We start from the raw sequence: 17,855 nt of genomic DNA on the forward strand, positions 1-17,855 counted from the left end.
GAATCTTTGCCAGTTCTAATGACCTTCAAACGTCACTTCCGCTTTGTAACGATCATTTACTGGGCTATGGTCTCAAAATCGTTTAAAACGCAAACTTCATAATAAAAATAAAGGTCACTTATGCTTTCCCTACCAAATCAACTTACTAAACTATTCATCATATTGGCCAGCTGGTCCTCAACCATGGCATTGGCCTTTGACCGAATCACTGGCAGCCCCTTTGCCAGCCGCTCTGAAGTGATTGCCACCCAAGGCATGGCAGCCACCTCCCAACCTATAGCAAGCCAGGTAGCCATCGATATCCTGAAAAAAGGCGGCTCGGCGGTGGACGCTGCCATCGCAGCTAACGCTGTCTTGGCTCTCGTAGAACCAACAGGCTGCGGTCTAGGGGGTGACCTTTATGCCATTGTATGGGACCAAAAGTCCCGTAAACTTCATGGCCTAAATGCATCTGGGCGTTCCCCAAAATCTTTAACCCTGACAGAGCTAAAAAAGCAGGGCTTGACGAAGATTCCCTCTTTCGGCCCGCTACCTGTTTCCGTTCCAGGAGCTGTGGACGGCTGGTTCGAGCTGCATAAGAAGTTTGGACGCCTCCCTATGAAAGATGTCCTAGCACCAGCCATTGACTACGCTCGCCAAGGCTTCCCGGTAAGCGAGCTTATCGCTTACTACTGGGAACGCAATGCCAGGTACCTTAAACCCTACCCTAATTTCAAAGAAACATTCATGCCTGAAGGTCGTACACCCAGAAAAGGTGAGATTTTTAAGAATCCAGATCTCGCGAAAACCTTAGACCTGATTGCCAAGAAAGGCCGTGATGAGTTCTACAAAGGCGGCATCGCAAAGATCATTGCCCGCTATATGAAAGAGCAAGATGGGTATTTGAGTTACGACGATCTAGCAAACCATAGCTCTGATTGGGTGGAACCCGTTTCCGTCGAATATCGAGGTTTCCGTCTTTGGGAGCTTCCTCCCAATGGTCAAGGTATTGCCGCTCTTCAGATCCTTCAAATACTCAAGCAATTTGATAGCAAGGACTGGAGCCTAGATGACCCCAATTATATTCATACCTTTGTGGAGGCCAAGAAACTGGCTTTCGAGGATCGGGCTCGATACTACGCGGACTTAGATTTCTATAAAACGCCGGTCAAAACCCTAATTTCAGAATCCTATGCTAAACGTCGGGCTAAGCTAATCGACCCGAACCGCGCTGCAAAAAGCTTCAAGCCTGATCCCAAAGTTCTTGAGGAAGGAGATACCATTTACTTGAGCACTGCGGATCGTGATGGCAACATGGTGTCCTTGATTCAATCGAACTATCGGGGAATGGGCTCCGGTATGACACCGACAGGCTTGGGCTTTATCCTTCAAGACCGAGGGGAACTATTTAGCTTGAACGAGGGCGAAGCCAATACCTATGCTCCTGGCAAACGACCTTTTCATACTATCATTCCGGCATTTATCACAAAAAACAATAAACCTTTTATGGCTTATGGAGTTATGGGAGGAGCCACACAGCCGCAGGCGCATGTTCAGATCATGATGAACATGATTCACTTTGGCGCGAACCTTCAGGAAGCTGGAGATTTTCCAAGAATCCTCCACCGAGGATCATCGCAACCCACTGGTGAAAGGATGGATGACGGTGGCGTGGTTAGCTTAGAAAGCGGTTTTTCAGCTGAAACACGACGAGAACTTAGTAAGCGGGGTCATCAGTTGCAATGGAATGTTGGCTCCTTTGGGGGTTACCAAGCGATCATGCGTGATGATAATGGAGTTTACTATGGAGCATCGGAAAGCCGTAAAGATGGTGCTGCTATAGGATATTAGCTGATCGTCAGTGCTTTGTGATTCGCGTCAACTAACTCACAATCACTAATTCCACTTGATACCAAAAACCAAACTCATATCCCGTCGGCTAGGAGTCAAAGACATAAATCGAAGGGCATAGGTCGGCGACTCCTGCTCCAGGCTAAAGACCAAGTACCAAAATTTACCGGAATATCCTGCAGCAAAGCGCTCTGTTAGCTTATTCAAGTCGCCGTCCCCATCGCGCTCATCGGGACCAACGGTATAGGTAAATTCGTGCTGACCTTCTCCACTGGCATATAGGGCTGTTAAAAAAAGTCCCTGCCAAGCCAGAGTGCCTCCTAGGGCCAACTGTAGATTATATCCCGTAAGAGTTCCGTTAGTGAACCCACCATCTCCCCCAAAAGCAGCTTGCCAATCGCTGGGAACTAAGCCCGACATGGATTCAATATCGATGCTGTTCCAAGAGCCGATAAGACCTAGGCCGATGCCGGTCTGCTTTTCTTTGGAGGGGTCAAATGCAGCTTCGAAATCATAGCGCCATGCCAGGGGGAAAGCGTATAAACTTGCGGCGATGAATGTGGCTACCAGATCTCTCTTAAATAGATCGTCGTCTGAAAGCTCGGTATTAAAACCTGAAGTCTCGGTAATTCGAAACCGCTCGAAGCTCGTGTAAGAACCGTCGATCCCAAACCATGATTCATACCAGCCAAGTTTGTAGTCAGTGTAATCTACAGACTTATCATCATCCTCTAGCTGAACATCAAGTGATCCACTTACAGTAAGACCTCGCCAGGAGAAGCCTAAGACAAGGATATTGGGTAGTTTAGGCTCATAGATCAGGCGATGGACATCCCCATCTTTATTATCCAGCCCTTCATCATCGACCTCTAGCCCCAAATCAGGCTGGCGCCAGCCGACAAACACGGAACTTGGGCTCTTGGCAAAAACTTGATTTGTCATGAGCATATGTAAGATAACTATGGTTACCAGTCGCAGGGCCAATGCCACCAACTCCCGAAAAGATATTGAATGTTGGTGTCTTCGGTGTCGGCGACTCTAAAGATAACTTTAGCTCAGTGGGTTGGAGCCTATCTAAAACGGTGCCCATAGCCGAGCATGTAGATGGTCATCTCATAAAAGCCTGCCGATGGCGTATCTTCATCGCTTACTGCAGTGGCTCGGATGTAGCTGCCATAGATCGATGCTAGGTCACCGCGAAACGCTCGCTCCAGACCAGTTGTAACATGATAGCGTTTCAAGCTTTCAAAGTCCTGAACTCCGCGACCATTGAAGGCAATGTTCCCACTCTCATCATAGACTCCACCACCTTTGTTCGGACCAAAAAATGAGAACGAGCCTACTGCCTTGCCAAGGGACTTCATCCGACGCTCGGCTCCCAACACAAAGCTATGAGCATTGAGGAATTCAACTGGGGCATCGCCAAGGATAGTTTGGGTGGGATTTTGCTCAGCAAAGGTGCCGTTCACCCAGTCTTCAAAACGATATTGACCAAACACCTGATTACGGCCCGAAAATTCAGATCTGACACCGATGCCGTACACTTGAGGGCGGTAGGTCTGGCGATAGACGGCAACAGGATCTGCCCCGCTCACGTTGGCTGAAAGGGAGTACCAGCTTTTTACGCTGGGCTGCCACTCGACTCCTAGTTTACCGAGGCCTTTAAATCGGTAATTCACTCCAAGCCGCGGGAGCAGGATCCGATTCTGATTGCTAACAGCTAAAAACTCCTGCCCAGCAAGGAAAATTTTTGATTCACTATCAAAGTAGTCATAAATCAGACTTGCACCCAATTGAAGATTTTTAAGGGGTTTGTAACCGACTCCAAAACCAAGCTTATATCCTTTACGAGTGTTCTCTAGTGCAGCAACCTGGTACTGACCGCCGACGGCAATAGGAAAGTCCTTCACCTCTGTCTTAGTATTCGCCCCCGTCGGTACAAAAATAAGACCAACTGCCAGAGGGCTACCCTTAGCCCTCATCGCACCCCCAGCAGAAAGTAGAGGCAGCAATGGAACGTCTATATTTCCCTGGGGGACGCTTGGTTCCGCGGGAGTGAATTGATAGCTCAAACTCGAAGGTGAAAGATCGAAGTGGTATTCACTTCCCTTAGTGTCGCAAAGGTTGGCTGGATTATAAAAAATCGCCTCGCCGTTACGACTCTCCGTAATACCAGCCCCTCCATAGAGCTTGGCTGAGGCACCTTGGTAATCGAAAATATCAAATCCAAAGCTAGGACCACTCCATACAGAGAGGAAAACAAGGGCAAGATGTGGAAGTGGAAGTTTCATGACAAACTCACTGCCCACCAAATAGAGCGTATGTATCTAGCAGCGACCTTCGAGCCACACCTTGGAATGTGGTTTCGGCTGTGGCGTGCTGGCCTCGATTATCTGCATGCTGCTGTGAAATCGTAATGAGCACTGTGCTACCATCTTCTTGAGGCACCCAAAATGAAATCTGATTTGCCAGTATATTATCTTCATTATCAGGTTCACCAGCCTTGAGGACACTTCTGTAGCCCATCAACTGTGTCTCGGAATCAAGCACCAAAAACTCCTTGCTCAAGATTCGGACATCGTTAACATTGATAATGCCTACCGAAACGTTTAGGTCAAACTGAATTTCCGTACTGAGCATGATCGGAGCGCCATCGCCTGCGACCGAGCTTATCTCGGTTTGGGTTACCGTGGCATTGCCTTCGCTAAAATCAGCTTCGTTGAGCGCATTGGCTTGTGCCAGCACATCCGCTGGCGAAACAGCCACTTTTAATGAGGTGATCACCAAAAACTGACTTACCCCATTGACATCATCTGATTGAAGAAGATTGATGACAGGATCGCCCGCGCCATCGTAAGGCTGCTCTAAAGCAGTCGCTAGGGCAACAGAGGCCTGACCATTTACACAGGCTGCATCGAACGCAGCTTGGACGCCACTGAATTCGTTGCTCTGACAGATAAGCTGTGTGACTGTGAGAGCTTCTTCAGATAAATTTTCGGCTTCCTGGGTTTGTTCCTCAGGAGTAGCACCAGTTTGATTCCCAGAGGAAACTTGTCCCTCGGGAGTAGCTGCACTCTGCTCTGCTGTCGCCACCCGGTTGGCATATGGATTCTTTTCTTCGCAGGCCCATAAAGCCCCTAGGGCAAAGGCCCAGACTAATACTTGTCGCATGGTAGTCCCCTCTAAACTAATGTATAGTCGTACGGCCTTTTATCGGATTTTGCGTATAGTAACTTTATATTTAAAAAATAGACGCGGTTTCTCACTCAATTCTAGCTAATTACAGACACGGTGATCGGTATTTTTCTCTCGACTCGAAAGCAGCTCAAGTAAAAATACTCATGGTTCAATGAACATAGGTGACGTTAACCCCTGAACACCATTAAATTGACTCACCAAAAGCATTAATTGTATTATTTTCAGCATGTTAAATAGCAATCAAAGTTTAGATCGAAGCTCACTCATACGGAATCCTTCAAGGCAGAAGCACACTTTTGAAAAGCTTAAGGTATGAATTCATCTTGTCATCAGCCAAGAACTTGCTAATATCCCCACCTTGATCATCAGCGCTATGGAACCGAATACGATGGATCTAAAACCCTCGACCGCGATAATTGACCCCGAAGCCGTCAAAGCTCGTATCGCAGAATTAGACTTAAAGAAGTGGTGGATTGCGGAGCAGATTCGGGTTGATCGCAAGACAGTAAGCCGCTGGCTTAACGGCCAAGTGAAGTGGGTTAAGGTTGAAAACCTGGAGGCTCTCGCTGAAATCTTAGAGCTGGATGTTAATGACATCAGCTTGAAGTCTGAGGCCAACTTGAAGGCATCAGCTGCTGACTATAAAAAGGCTGCTGAACTAATTAGCAGCAAAGATATGAAGTCCATGGTCCGGAGCACTTATAACTGGCAACTGCTTGAGTATGTCATCAAAACGAGTATGACGGAAGAGCTGCCACAAGACTTGATCGGTGCCCTCTATTTGGATCTCGCTCAGGCATTCTTTTTCCAAAACAAGATCAAGGAAAGCGCTGAGTATGTAGACAAATGCCTAAATATCGCCCGACAACTCGATCACGAGCTACTCTACTGGGATGCTATGGCTGTAAAAGCCATGACAGAAACTTGCTTTGGCAACATTAAAAAAGCCATCGAATACTACAAACGTTGCTTGAATGAAGATCCCGAAAGTAGTCGCGAATGGAAAAACCTGAGCAACCTGTCTGGAGCGCTCATGTATGCCGGTGAGTTCGAAGAGGCCCTTGCAGTTTCAGAAGCTAAGATTCAGGATTTTCAAAGTCGTAAGGATAGCCAAGTCGACGAGATTTCTTGGGCGATCTCCTACCTTGCCAATGGTTCGCACCTTGCCGATTGTAAACATTACGACCGAGCTAAAGAGTCTTATGATAAAGCAGCAGAGTTTAGCGAAAGGGCACGATTTAGCAAAGGCATCCACTACACGAAGATATTAAGAGCGAATCTAGAGTCACAGTTCTCCCCCAATGAGGCCCTCGCAGTGACTTACGAAGCTGCTCACAAAGTCCTTCGCACCATACAAGATGACCACCTTTACTACTATTACGGGGCGCGTATCTATCGAAGCCTCGACCAGTTCTCAAAGGCGAGAGATTTACTTAGTGAAGCCATTCAGATGGGCCGGCACTACCCCATAGAAAAAGGCATGTTCCTCACAGAGTTGATGCATACTGAGTTTTCGGCGGAAAACCATGCAGAAGCCGAATCTGCCTACCGACGGGCTAAACAAAGCTTCAAGAAGTCGGATGCTACCACCCGGCTAGCGCTCCTTCAGGACGAGTATCGAAACTGTAAAGGCAAGAACCAATATTAGAGGAGCAAAACCTATGGTAATTCGTCACGCCTAATAAGTACTCGTCACTGTACGATGTGTACGATCTCCTCGCATTTTTTAGCCAAACCTTGTCTCATAGGTCTGCTCCCATGGTAAGCTTTGTGTGCCATGGTGTTAATAAAGCCTCTAAGCTGATTTTTTTTGCGAATGGGAGGCCACAAGGTTCTTTAGGAATGGTCCTATTTTATGCAAGGGCAGCACCAGCTCAGCAGCTCCCCCATCAATAGCTGCCTTAGGCATTCAAAATACTGTAGATGATGACTCGTCTTGGGCAATCGTTAGCACTCCATGATCTCGAAGCTTCTTAAGGCCTTGGGCGCCATCTTCTCCCATCCCTGTAAGTAGAATTGCAACAATATCATCTGGATGAACCATCGCGATCACTTCCGGAACGATCCCCATGCAGCCAAATAACAGAATAATGTCGATAACAGATCACGCCATTTTATCATGCTAAACCTCACTCTTTGAAATTTCCATATAGACGTCGATTGGTTAGCTGAAAGGTAGGTTTGCGACTGTCTCTATTCAAAATTCGCCTTGACCCACCTTAGTAAAGCCAGCTATTTTCGACCGCTTCAAACTGTGAGGGGCCATTGTGAGTAAAAAAAAGAAGTCGAGCAAAAAGAAAGATAGCCAACTGATCATCCGGATCAACTCAGATGAGCGGGATCAGTTTGTATCGCTCTGTGAAGACTTGGATACCACTGCCGCTCGGGAAATCCGACGATTTATCCGTCACTTCTTGGATGAGCATCTTGATTCCAAGTAGGAAGTCCTTTCGGGTAGAGATAGACGGATTCTTGAGCCACCCCTGGCTTTAAATCGCCCCATTTTTCCACTTTAATATCCAGTGATACAAAGGCGCAGGTAGGCATCTCTCGTTCGCCACCTGTGAGCCAGAGCAGCAATTCTTCTAACGCGGGATTGTGACCAACAACGAGAACCGACTTCATTGTGTCATCACATTTCATCAACCAACATAGTAAGTCTTCCCCATCAAAAGTATAGAGCTCGCGATCAACTTGCCAAGCGATCTTCTTTTCTAGAGCTTTTTCGATCCGCTTGATCGTACTTTTTGCGCGCTTCGCGCTGCTAACAAAAATATTTTGAAAATCACATTCAGCCTTTATTAAAGCTGGCGCCATGAGCTGGCAAGATTTTTTACCCCGAGGATTTAAAGGCCTTTGCCAGTCTTCAAGATGAGGATCATCCCAGGAAGATTTTGCGTGTCTCAGTAGCTGTACCCTTTTCATATGATGTCTACTTTCTCAAAAAATGTTTTTGGATTTTTTGTTTTTTCTAGTGAACAAACCTTGACGACTATGTATATCGAATGTATATACATTTTTGAAGTCAAACGAAACACAAGTTTCGATAACAGCATACCGAAGGGAATTATCATGGCTAAAGCAAAAAAGAAGAATGACAAAGCGAAGAAAAAACAAGCTAAGAAATCTTCAAAGAAGAAACTGAAAGTTCTTAACAAGCAGTTGAAAGCTCGTAAGAGCAAAGTTGCTAAGCAAAAGAAGAAAATCAAAAATCTTCGTAAAGCGATCAAGAAAGCAGCTTAACGGGAAACCGTAGCGGCACTTCAATCTTCCTGCGTTTGAGCAGGAAGAACTTCCCCTCCTGACACCTTGACTTAAATAACCCAGGCCAATTAATCCAAAAATCTGAAGATATTTTTCGACGCACTTTTCAATAAAATAGATATATCCGGGCGAATGCACATGTTAACTTCGTTTAGTTTTTCATTACTTTTTTTACTTTTTTAAACCCGACCCCACACCTTCCACATTGTCGTAGGCTTAGGATTTTCCTAGATTAATTTTTATTAATGTATTAAGGGTTTCAGAAAGTTGTTTTGCTCTGTTCAAACGCGAGGACCAAGATGAATACAGGACTTAGTGATGCTATCGAAGGCTTTTCTAATCTGTACAAGCTCAGTGGACGGGAGAGGGATATCCTGCGGGTGATGACGCTAGGAACCTGTACGGGCCGAGGGATCGCTGAGTCCCTTGAGATTTCACCGAATACCGTTCGCATCCATTTGAAAAACATAAACGCCAAGGTCGGGGTCAGCTCGAAAGCCCACCTTCTATCCCGACTGCTCGCCTACACGATGGAACCAGCACCAGCTGCAATCGAAGGCGGGCTAAACCACTCACACCAGCTGTCAAGCTCCCAAGGACACATGTAGTTTCTCATGCTTCTTACGACTCCCCAAAAAACTGGGGAGCCTCCTCATGGGACAACAAGCGGTCCTTGAAGCCATCTTCAATCTTAAAATCAGAATCACGTATTCCCTGACATTGTCAGGGTCACTGGAATGATATTCAGATCAAAAATGATATTCACTTGTCTTTATTGACGATAAATTTTCAGATTCGAGCTGATCGAGCTTTGGGACTTTAGCTCATTTTCAAGCTTGTAGTACTGATTAAAGGGAAATTATCGATTTTTTCCAAAACTCTAAACAAATATTGATGCCCCTCCGATCTCTAGTTTGTCTTTAGGAAGAGATAAGTGTTTGGGGGGACCAAAAATGAGAGACTGGCTGTTCGATCAACCAAAGAAGAAGCCTGAAAAAGACATCATCATCGACATTGAAATCGACTTAGACAGTGTGATCTACGTGCCTACCTGGATCGAGAAGAGGCCCGAGATCACACCCACTCCACCACTTAAGAAGCCTGTGGAGCGCATTAAGAAGCGTTAAAATTATTCCCAGGATCGATAAATCTTTTTAAGCCTGTCGTAAGCTGGCCTAGTCTTACGATCTAAGGTTACTAGGCCCCACCATTCCTCGTTGAAGGTGAAATCGGGCCATGGGCCGCCACCTGGCGCCACCCCACCAAGATCCTGCTGATCTGGGTTGTCATTTTTCCACCATTCGTCGTTCCATTCGAAAATGGTACCACCAATTGTCGCCGGTTGGGCAGCCCCATAAGCACCGTGGCTTCGAATCTCAATCAGCAATGCCTCGGTGGCTTCTGCCTGTGCCATCGGATTCGCAGCTCCTTGAACACTATCGTAGGCGTCAGCACCAAACTCAGAGAAGTACATAGGCTTCTGGCTTAATGCTTGCCAACGGGCAAATCGATCCGCAAAGCTTTTGCCCGCGTATACATTCAACCCCCAAATATCGATATCTGGCAGCCCATCAAGCACATGAGGCTCAGGTAGCTCTCCAAAAGATGTTGCAACAGGTCGGCTAGGATCTGCGCCTTTGATCGCCCTCGCTAACTCTCCGACTTTTTCCAGAGCCTCATCGAAATTAAGGCCCGAGTAAAGATGGTTGTAGTTCCACTCGTTTCCCACCTCATACATCAGAATCGCCGGGTGATCTTTGACAAGGTGAACAGTTGCAATGGCTTCGTTGCTCGACTGATTGCCAAAAAACGGCACGATCACTCGAATTCCTGCCTGGTGAAGATTATCCAGAACTCCTTTGTCCGTTATGGGTACGTAGGTACGAACGGTGTTTATCCCAGCTTCTGTCATCAACTTTATATCGTGGGCTAGTTCGCTCTGATACCGTGCAGGTTCATTGAACATTACACGGGGATGCCTCTCTCCAAGTGGCACAGGATTCCAGCAGACTCCCTTAATCCGATACGATTTGCCATTCACTAAAAGCTGCCGTCCATCGATCGCGATTCCAGCCATATTCTTGGCTGGTTGATCTTCTGGAACGATTTCAAGTTCAAGCTCTGCATCTTCCGTAGGTGGCTCAATGACGACAAGCTCATCGCTATCATCCACAGAGCAAACCACGAGCTTGATTTGATTGCGACCTGACACCAAGGCAGGTGGACTCTGGAGAGCCAGATAGTCTGGATTCTGACAAGCGCTTGAATCATAGCTCAAGCGATTGTCCTTAAATAGCCTTACCCGAAAGTTATAAAGACCTGGTTCAAGAGAGAATTGATGGCCCTTCAGCTGGCGCTCCTCATATAGCTGATCGACCACAGGCTTATCGGCCTCCCCTTCGCGGGCATGGATGACGATCTGCATTTGCTCGATACTCTCTGGAAAAGAGCCAATATCTACAGTGGCAAGCCGAGAGTTGGGATCTTCAAGATTGCGATCAGGAGCACACGCCATCGCTAGGGTTAAGCAAAGACACAGGCTAGAAAGCCTATGGTTGGTAAAAAAACGTTTCATAAACAACTCCACATCAACACATTCAGCAATAAGAATTCTGCTAGAGCAAGTATCAAGATTTGGCGATTCTAATTTGTGGGCAACCTATAATTGGCACCGTGATTGTTGCAGGCTAGCAACAGAACCTTATAGACAAGATCCATGGCCGCGTTTGATTCTAGGTGCTTACCACTAGTTTCAGAATCGGCAGACATGATGCCGAACGGCGACCCATGCCTTTATTGCGTATATTACAGAGGCAAGACGCAAGCTAGGGTAAAAAATTAATAGGATAGAAATTCGCAGCTTAACGAAACTGTCTTAGCAAGGCGCTGCTCAGCCTGCCTAAGCTTTTCGTTTAAAATGGGAGGCGGTCTACAGGAACTGAGACGAAATCAAGCCGTGCTGTTCTCCAATCTCGCGAAGCTCCCCTGATGCTTTCAATTGAGCTATATCTTGCCAGATGGCTTTGACAAGCGCGGTGTTTCCCTTGAAGAAGCCTTTGCTAAAAACCAAATAATAGTAGCGATGAGTCAATGCTGGGCTATGCATTTTAAGCTGGTGAAAGATCGGACTACCGGCACTTAAGGCAAGAGCTTGCAAGCGCCCCAGGGTGAGCTTCCTGAGTAAGGTATCGGCATCGCGGCTTTCGTCAACCTCGATACCCTTTTTACGTAGGACCTGGACAATCGAGTAGCTTCGAATGGCTCCAATATTTAACTGACGGATGCTTTCATAGGAGCCGTCCCACGTCACAGAACTCCCTGGTAAGGTCATGAGGTAGTAAGAATCATCAACAAATGCAAATTTGGAGTCGGGATGGCCACCTGTTTTTGGAGGATACTCACAGATATCCCTATCCCGTTTACGACTGTAACTCAGGACCATGGCATCCATGTGCCCCGCCTTCATCAAGCCAAGACAACGAACGGTTGGCATTCGTTCGATGCGAACTGTGATCTTTTGGGAGGCTTCAAGCCTAGCAATGATGTCAGTATAGAAACTAGAAGATTCTTTCGAGGTATGTCCTTGACCAAAGAGCTTAAGGTCACTTTGATCGTCGAAACAGATGCGGAACTTGGGTTCTGCCAACGTCGAGGTTGCCAAGACCAGCATAATAAAGGCCACGAAGCGATCCATGCCAAAAGTCTCCAAAAAGAATTGCAGTCATGAAACTATTTTGTCATGAATCGCTTTTCCGTGCTGATTTTCTTCAGACCTTGCAGAAGAACGCAAGACCCATCAGACAAGCCTTTCTTACGATTTCGGCTTTACAAACTTCAACGTCATACGGTCGCTCTCACCGATCGCGACGTATTTCTGCCGATCTTCGTCCCGTAAAGCCAGGGAAGGTGGCAGTGTCCAGACACCTTTGGGATAGTCCCGCACATCCTTTGGATTGGCATTCACTTCCGAAGACGCTTCAAGCTTAAAGCCTGCCTTCTTAGCCACTTCAATCACAAAGTCTTCGCGAACATAGCCACTCTTAGCTTTCGGATCTTGAGCCTTTTCAGAAGAGGCGCGATGCTCCACTACTCCTAAAACACCACCAGGTTTTAGGGCTGTATAGAAAGCTTCAAACGCTGCGTCCAACCCATCTCGCCCCATCCAATTGTGAACGTTACGGAAGGTCAACACGGCATCTACTGAATTCGGCTCGGCGATTTGGTTTTTAACAGGTGGCTCAAAGTCATTGATGGTGACCCGGGAACCGAAGTCGTCACTGCGGCTGGCAACCAAGTCTTTAAACTTCTGGCTACCGTTGCGGTAATAAGACACTTCTGACTCGCTATTAAATCCAGCCGCTATGTACCGACCTTCAACCTTCAAGTAGGGCGCAAGAATCTCTGCATAATAGCCGCTACCAGGCCAAATTTCGACCACAGTCATACCTGGCTTAATACCAAAGAACTCTAAAGTTTTTTGAGGGTTGCGATAAATATCACGAGCCATATGGCGGTTGGTGCGGCTGTCACTTTCTACGGCCTTTTTAAGTTCGACGCGATCGTCGCTGCTTAATTTTCCGCTGTTGGTAGTGGCGCATGCTAGAAACTGGCTGCTGAGAAGGATGCTTAATAGACCGAAAATCTTCATATTTTCTCCTTAGATTCGTTTCTAATGTCTTGCCCCAAGACAAACCCTCTGTCAACGCGCAAGGCCGGATAGAGTTGGCCCTGCCTCTCAATGGGCTGCTAACGCTACTTTGCAAGCCTTGCCTTTTCCCAGGTTACCGTGTTAGTCACTGAGACCGCACCAGCAATTCAGGAGACTAAGATGCGCGAATTTCTTGCAAAAATGGCCCTACCACTGGCCGTTTCAACCATAAGTACCTTTGCCGTAGGGGAAGATGACGAGCAGAACTTTGTTCCCATTGGCATCGAAGATGCGAAAACAGCATACCAAGGTTGGGACGATTACCTGACCCTCGGGCTCTCAGGAACGATCAATGAAAGCAAGAACGTCGTCGGCAAAGATGATGGCCAATCAACAACTCTAGGCCTTAAGGTCAAAGGCGGGATCGACTACGGTTCGGGTCTCAGTCAGTGGCTAAATAGCATTGATATCCTTATTTCGTACTCACGTAGCCCTGTGATTCCAGAATACATCAAGGCTGAAGATTCCTTCGAACTGGATTCTATCTATAAACGCTACCTTGAATCGGTCTCCTGGCTTGGTCTATTCGTTCAAGGCAACATCAGCACAGCGTTGTTCGACGGCTATGATACCCGCGCTGAAATGGTTACGTACCGCAAGATTGGTCTCGACGACGAAGTGGAAGTTATCGAAGCCAAACGCCTCAAGCTGACAGACTCTTATAATCCCCTGAAGATTCGCGAGTCTCTCGGTGTTATCGCCAGCCCTTACAGTTACAAAATATTCAATTGGGATATCAAGGCCGGTGTAGGTTTTCGACAAGTCATGGCAGATGGACAATTTGTTATCTCTGACGATGACAGTACCACTGAAATCGAAGTTCAGGAAATTCAAAGCTTTGATAAGTACGGTTATGAGTTTGGTACCGAGGTGAAAGGGCACACCTCGGATGAAAAGTTTAGCTACCAGCTCAAGGCCAATGTCCTGTTTCCGGTCTATGAGTCCATCGACACAGAGGATCGCTCTACTTTTGACAAGCGGGTCATTGATATTTCTTTAAAAAGCTCCTTCCACCTTGTGGAATGGGCGAGCCTTGATTACCTACTGACAGTTAGCCGTGATCCCGATATCAACGATAAGGCCCAGGAGTCGCAAACACTCTTATTCAGCCTAAACAAAGTGATTGCAAAGCGAGAGAATGGGGAACCAGAGTCATAGCTCTATCGCCCACTTTCACAGGGACAGCATGCCTAGGGTCTACCAAGACCCTAGCATCTGATCCATATTCCGGTTTTCATCGAGGCCTTTCGACTTTAGAAAATCACCATCATAAAGCTTCGAGTAGCTACGCTCCCCTAAGTCACATGCGAACGTTAGGATGCAGCGTGACTTTTGCCCCTTATAAGCGTTGTGGAAAGCGGCACAGACGTTAAGAGCACTGCTGCTGCCTAAGACAATGCCATCTTCATCGCGAACAAAACGAGAAATTGTGAGAATATCTTGATCCGAGAAATTCACAGCCTGGTCCACCTTCGCCGCAGCAAAGTTTTGGGTCAGCCGCATAATGCCAATCCCCTCGGTAAAGGAGCTTCCCGAAGATGCAAAGGCTCCTGTATCAACGTATGATTTGAGACCTGACCCATCTGGATCAACCAACACCACCTGGATTCGCGGTTTTTTTTCCTTGAGGAACTGACTTGTTCCTGAAATCGTGCCCCCAGTCCCTGCAACGGAAACTAGGCAGTCAAGCTTTGGCAGCTGCTGCCAGATCTCGGGGCCCGTGTTTTGATAGTGAGCCTTGTAGTTACTGGTATTCTCAAATTGATTGGCCCACCAATAGCGATTACTTTCCTCGTCCGCGATCCTTTTTGCCGTATGATAAAAGTGATTAGGGTCTTTGAAGGGGCAGGGATCGACCAAGCGAAGTTCGGCACCAAACAAGCCTATCATACGCTCTTTCTCATGAGCTTGGCCCCGCGGCATGACCACCAATACAGGAAAACCTAGAGATTTACCCACGACGGCCAGGCCAATTCCTGTATTGCCAGCAGTACCTTCTACGATGGTCATCCCCTCTTTAAGGGCACCGCAAGCCAAAGCATCCTCTGTCATCTGCAGAGCAGCGCGATCCTTAATCGATCCCCCAGGGTTTTCATACTCGCACTTCACAAAGATATCGGAGCCTGCAAGCTTGCTCAGACTTTCGATCTTGAGGATCGATGTCCCCCCGATCAGCTCCGACGCCCGGTTTGCTATTTTAAATGTCATTTCAGCTCCACCGTTAATGGATCACAAGAAAAGCATATCATGCCATACACATGGGACCTCTGACAAAGATCGCGATGAGGCTCGGCATCGGCAAGAAGTCCGTTAAGACGAATCGGCCCCGATCTCTAGCCTGGCAAAGCCTTGGCCATATAGCCAGTACATATCAACAATACTTTCAGACTGTTAACTATGGTCCGGCTTTTGCAATTACACTGTAAAACGATCATTCGAGAACAACATGATATCCGTTAATTTAAGATTTGCTATCGCTGTCAGCTGCGCTGCGCTAAGTGTTGGTTGCCCCAGCTTGTACGCTAAAAAGAGGCCAAAGGTTAAAATAGGTCTTGAGAGCCGATTTGATCTTAGCTTCTCCCAAAATGAAGGGGATGACGATCAGCACAGTTTTACGAGCATTCGAAACCGGGTGACGCTTTCTGGAAAAATAACCAAGAAGAGTTCGTTTCTCATCCGCTTCCGTTTTGATCGCGGCCCAGCAAATAACGACCCAGTTGCTAATGTCTCCGATAGTGCCGACTATTTTTTCATGCGATACAATTTCTCGAAAAAATATTCTTTGATCCTTGGCAAAATCTATTTGTTCGAAGGGTCATATGAGAATGATTACAACACAGCAGATATCTACCATGTGTCCTATGCGGGGGAGAATGAGTACTCTGGATTTGGTACTGGGGCGATCTTTGAAGCTCATCTTTGGAACCAAACTTTTGGCTTTCAGCTCGCAAATACTCCATTTCAAGCCGCCCCATTAGAAGGGGCCGCAACTCCATCTCCAACAGCCGGTGACTTTCTCGTGGCTTTGGCTTGGTATGGAAAATCAAAGGTCGATTGGCTCAAGCCTTTGGTGACCATGGGAGTCTTTCCTAGAGTTCCACAGGAAAATTTGGAAGGGGTACGCTCAGATAAGGTTTCCTCAAGCAAGATAGCCATTGGAAATAAAGCAAGCTTGAAGTCGTTTGAAATCGATACCGAATTTCTATATATCTCAAATCCGGAATACCGAACCTTTGCAGCCGCATCTGACCCCGAACCGACGCAAGTCAATCCCTCTCGGCAAGTCCAAACTTTGATCCTTCAGGGACGATACAAAACAAAAAAGCCAAAAATTGATTACATTGCCAAAATCAGTCAAGATGACATTCAGCAGGAAGGGGAAAGCAAGTCACTAAACCGTATATCACTCGCAACTGAATACTACCCGCAAAAGTCGCGGTTTCGGTTTCACTCTGCTTTGACCAAGGAAGACAATCTGGATGGACGTCGAAACACAATTTTGTTTGGTATGGCTGCCAGTTTCTAACTTTTTTGGCTGAAAGAACTCTCATATTCCTACCAAATTTCCCATCAGAACGTACCCCATGGTCTTTTCTAAAAAAGCTAAACTAATGGCTAGGCTTTCCAATAGTACTCAAAACCAGCTAAAATGAGACATAGAATGGTCCCATAATTCATTTTTTCGCTGCAATGGAACGAAAGGAGTTCGTATGCTCAACAGTAGATTCAGAGCGTCTATAGCTGGCCTCGCCTTTGTCACAGCTGGTATTGCACCTGAGTCCTATTCACAAACGGAAGATACACTTACGATCTATGGTCTTATCAATAAAGAGTTACGCTACGTCGCCCAAAGCGAGGATGCTGGTAAAGAGTCTAGCGTCGCAGTCACTGATGTGGACGGCTTTGAGAGTCGCATTGGGGTTAAAGGTTCGCAGGATGGTGACTTTAAGATTAGCTATGTCGCTGAAGTGGGTGTTAACTCAGGACGGGATGCCTCATCGGATTACCGAATTAGGCCAAGGATTTTCAAGGTCGATCTAGATACTAAAGGCTACGGCGTGATCACCATTGGCCAAGATTGGATGCCATCTGCGCTTTTCTATATCAAGATGGATGGCCTTGCCGCAACGGTAGCTCAAAACTACAACCTGGATACGTCCTATGTCGTTGGAGGCCTCGGCTACGGATCATTGCAGGGCTTGGGCTACAACTTCAGAGCGTTTCGCGATCAGATTCGCTACGCAAGCCCAACCTGGAACGGCCTGACTTATAAGCTAAGCTACGATACCAATGGCCCCCACGACTACGATGGGGTTCAGAGGAATGTGGAGCACTTCCTTCAATACACCCGCGACACTCTCAACGTTGGCTTGCTCTATGCAGACTGCGAAAGCTGTGACGCTGATATGAAGCTACCTAGCATCGGACTAGCTGCCAATATAAAAACAGCAGGTGGTCTTGCTGCTGGCTTTAATTATGGCTTGCAGACGATCGGCCACGGCACAGACGAGAATGGGGACATGGAGGAAATTATAGTCACTCGTATCTTTGCTTCGTTTAGCTACCAGAAAGACGAAAATACCTATAGCCTAACCTATGGCAACGCGACCCTAGGAGATCAAGACTACATCGTAGCTCTCGATGAAACCATTAGCGCCAACTACAAAGAGGCTAGCCAGCAACAAATAGGACTGGGATATAAGAATATGATCACCGCTAAAACTGCACTTAAACTAACCATAGCCCAAATGTCAATCAGTGCGGATGAGCCAATCGTGAGCGACAAAAAAGAAAACGTCGCTCAGGTGGTTGCACTTGGAGTTCAAACTGGATTCTAGCGATAACAGAACTAAAT

17 protein-coding genes and 1 pseudogene are annotated in these 17,855 nt (G+C 46.9%); 9 read left to right on the top strand and 9 right to left on the bottom strand.

Translation table 11 applies throughout. The features are described 5' to 3' along the window. Positions 1-183: 183 nt before the first annotated feature. Positions 184-1,830, top strand: coding sequence for a gamma-glutamyltransferase (gene ggt, locus B9N89_RS05260; RefSeq protein WP_200820672.1), 1,647 nt, complete (start codon positions 184-186; stop codon positions 1,828-1,830). Between the two features lie 45 nt (positions 1,831-1,875). Here the strand turns inward: ggt and B9N89_RS05265 are convergent, their stop codons facing one another. The 3 genes from B9N89_RS05265 to B9N89_RS05275 form a co-directional block, all read right to left on the bottom strand. Continuing rightward, positions 1,876-2,772 carry a DUF4421 family protein gene (locus tag B9N89_RS05265; protein ID WP_159455158.1) on the bottom strand — a complete coding sequence of 299 codons (897 nt, stop codon included), beginning with the start codon at positions 2,770-2,772 and terminating at the stop codon, positions 1,876-1,878. Between the two features lie 128 nt (positions 2,773-2,900). Continuing rightward, positions 2,901-4,121, bottom strand: coding sequence for a hypothetical protein (locus B9N89_RS05270; RefSeq protein WP_132316111.1), 1,221 nt, complete (start codon positions 4,119-4,121; stop codon positions 2,901-2,903). 7 nt (positions 4,122-4,128) lie between these two features. Next, a complete protein-coding gene (locus tag B9N89_RS05275; RefSeq protein WP_132316109.1) occupies positions 4,129-5,001 on the bottom strand; it encodes a hypothetical protein in 873 nt (290 codons plus the stop codon). A 415-nt stretch (positions 5,002-5,416) separates the two neighbouring features. Between B9N89_RS05275 and B9N89_RS05280 the strand changes: the two genes are divergently transcribed. Next, entirely contained in the window at positions 5,417-6,676 is a 1,260-nt protein-coding gene (locus B9N89_RS05280) for a helix-turn-helix domain-containing protein (RefSeq protein WP_159455159.1), read from the top strand. 147 nt (positions 6,677-6,823) lie between these two features. Here B9N89_RS05280 and B9N89_RS32380 read toward each other — a convergent pair. Beyond that, positions 6,824-7,081 (bottom strand): annotated as a pseudogene (locus B9N89_RS32380) (chemotaxis protein CheB). A 214-nt stretch (positions 7,082-7,295) separates the two neighbouring features. Here B9N89_RS32380 and B9N89_RS31245 point away from each other — a divergent pair. After that, positions 7,296-7,469 carry a hypothetical protein gene (locus tag B9N89_RS31245; protein WP_159455160.1) on the top strand — a complete coding sequence of 58 codons (174 nt, stop codon included), beginning with the start codon at positions 7,296-7,298 and terminating at the stop codon, positions 7,467-7,469. On the opposite strand, the gene B9N89_RS05290 is transcribed toward B9N89_RS31245, so the two are convergent. Further along, positions 7,429-7,953: a SixA phosphatase family protein gene (locus B9N89_RS05290; protein ID WP_132316103.1), complete on the bottom strand. Its 525-nt coding sequence runs from the start codon at positions 7,951-7,953 to the stop codon at positions 7,429-7,431. The two genes, B9N89_RS31245 and B9N89_RS05290, sit on opposite strands and share 41 nt — an antisense overlap. 147 nt (positions 7,954-8,100) lie before the next feature. On the opposite strand from B9N89_RS05290, the gene B9N89_RS31685 reads away from it, so the two are divergent. From B9N89_RS31685 to B9N89_RS31250, 3 genes are all read left to right on the top strand, one after another. Beyond that, positions 8,101-8,271 (top strand): hypothetical protein, encoded by a 171-nt coding sequence (locus B9N89_RS31685; protein WP_165931691.1) that lies wholly within the window; start codon positions 8,101-8,103, stop codon positions 8,269-8,271. A 320-nt stretch (positions 8,272-8,591) separates the two neighbouring features. Next, complete coding sequence (locus B9N89_RS05295; RefSeq protein WP_132316101.1) at positions 8,592-8,900, top strand: helix-turn-helix domain-containing protein; 309 nt, start codon at positions 8,592-8,594, stop codon at positions 8,898-8,900. A gap of 345 nt (positions 8,901-9,245) precedes the next feature. After that, on the top strand, positions 9,246-9,419 hold the full coding sequence (locus B9N89_RS31250) for a hypothetical protein (RefSeq protein ID WP_159455161.1): 174 nt from the start codon (positions 9,246-9,248) through the stop codon (positions 9,417-9,419). A gap of 2 nt (positions 9,420-9,421) precedes the next feature. Here the strand turns inward: B9N89_RS31250 and B9N89_RS05300 are convergent, their stop codons facing one another. From B9N89_RS05300 to B9N89_RS05310, 3 genes are all read right to left on the bottom strand, one after another. Beyond that, the gene (locus B9N89_RS05300; protein WP_132316099.1) at positions 9,422-10,867 is read right to left on the bottom strand and encodes a glycoside hydrolase family 2 TIM barrel-domain containing protein; all 1,446 of its coding nucleotides are present in this window, start codon (positions 10,865-10,867) and stop codon (positions 9,422-9,424) included. A gap of 354 nt (positions 10,868-11,221) precedes the next feature. Then, the gene (locus B9N89_RS05305; RefSeq protein ID WP_132316097.1) at positions 11,222-11,986 is read right to left on the bottom strand and encodes a substrate-binding periplasmic protein; all 765 of its coding nucleotides are present in this window, start codon (positions 11,984-11,986) and stop codon (positions 11,222-11,224) included. A 117-nt stretch (positions 11,987-12,103) separates the two neighbouring features. Beyond that, positions 12,104-12,940, bottom strand: a complete 837-nt coding sequence (locus tag B9N89_RS05310; RefSeq protein WP_132316095.1) for a class I SAM-dependent methyltransferase — start codon at positions 12,938-12,940, stop codon at positions 12,104-12,106. A gap of 180 nt (positions 12,941-13,120) precedes the next feature. Between B9N89_RS05310 and B9N89_RS05315 the strand changes: the two genes are divergently transcribed. Then, a complete protein-coding gene (locus tag B9N89_RS05315) occupies positions 13,121-14,158 on the top strand; it encodes a hypothetical protein (RefSeq protein WP_132316093.1) in 1,038 nt (345 codons plus the stop codon). A gap of 39 nt (positions 14,159-14,197) precedes the next feature. On the opposite strand, the gene B9N89_RS05320 is transcribed toward B9N89_RS05315, so the two are convergent. Beyond that, positions 14,198-15,208 (bottom strand): cysteine synthase A, encoded by a 1,011-nt coding sequence (locus B9N89_RS05320; protein WP_132316091.1) that lies wholly within the window; start codon positions 15,206-15,208, stop codon positions 14,198-14,200. A gap of 238 nt (positions 15,209-15,446) precedes the next feature. Between B9N89_RS05320 and B9N89_RS05325 the strand changes: the two genes are divergently transcribed. Both B9N89_RS05325 and B9N89_RS05330 read left to right on the top strand, forming a co-directional pair. Next, positions 15,447-16,526: a porin gene (locus B9N89_RS05325; RefSeq protein ID WP_132316089.1), complete on the top strand. Its 1,080-nt coding sequence runs from the start codon at positions 15,447-15,449 to the stop codon at positions 16,524-16,526. A gap of 184 nt (positions 16,527-16,710) precedes the next feature. Beyond that, entirely contained in the window at positions 16,711-17,838 is a 1,128-nt protein-coding gene (locus B9N89_RS05330; protein WP_132316087.1) for a porin, read from the top strand. The last annotated feature ends 17 nt before the right edge of the window (positions 17,839-17,855 follow it).

The organism is Pseudobacteriovorax antillogorgiicola (genome assembly GCF_900177345.1).
Taxonomy (GTDB): domain Bacteria; phylum Bdellovibrionota_B; class Oligoflexia; order Oligoflexales; family Oligoflexaceae; genus Pseudobacteriovorax; species Pseudobacteriovorax antillogorgiicola.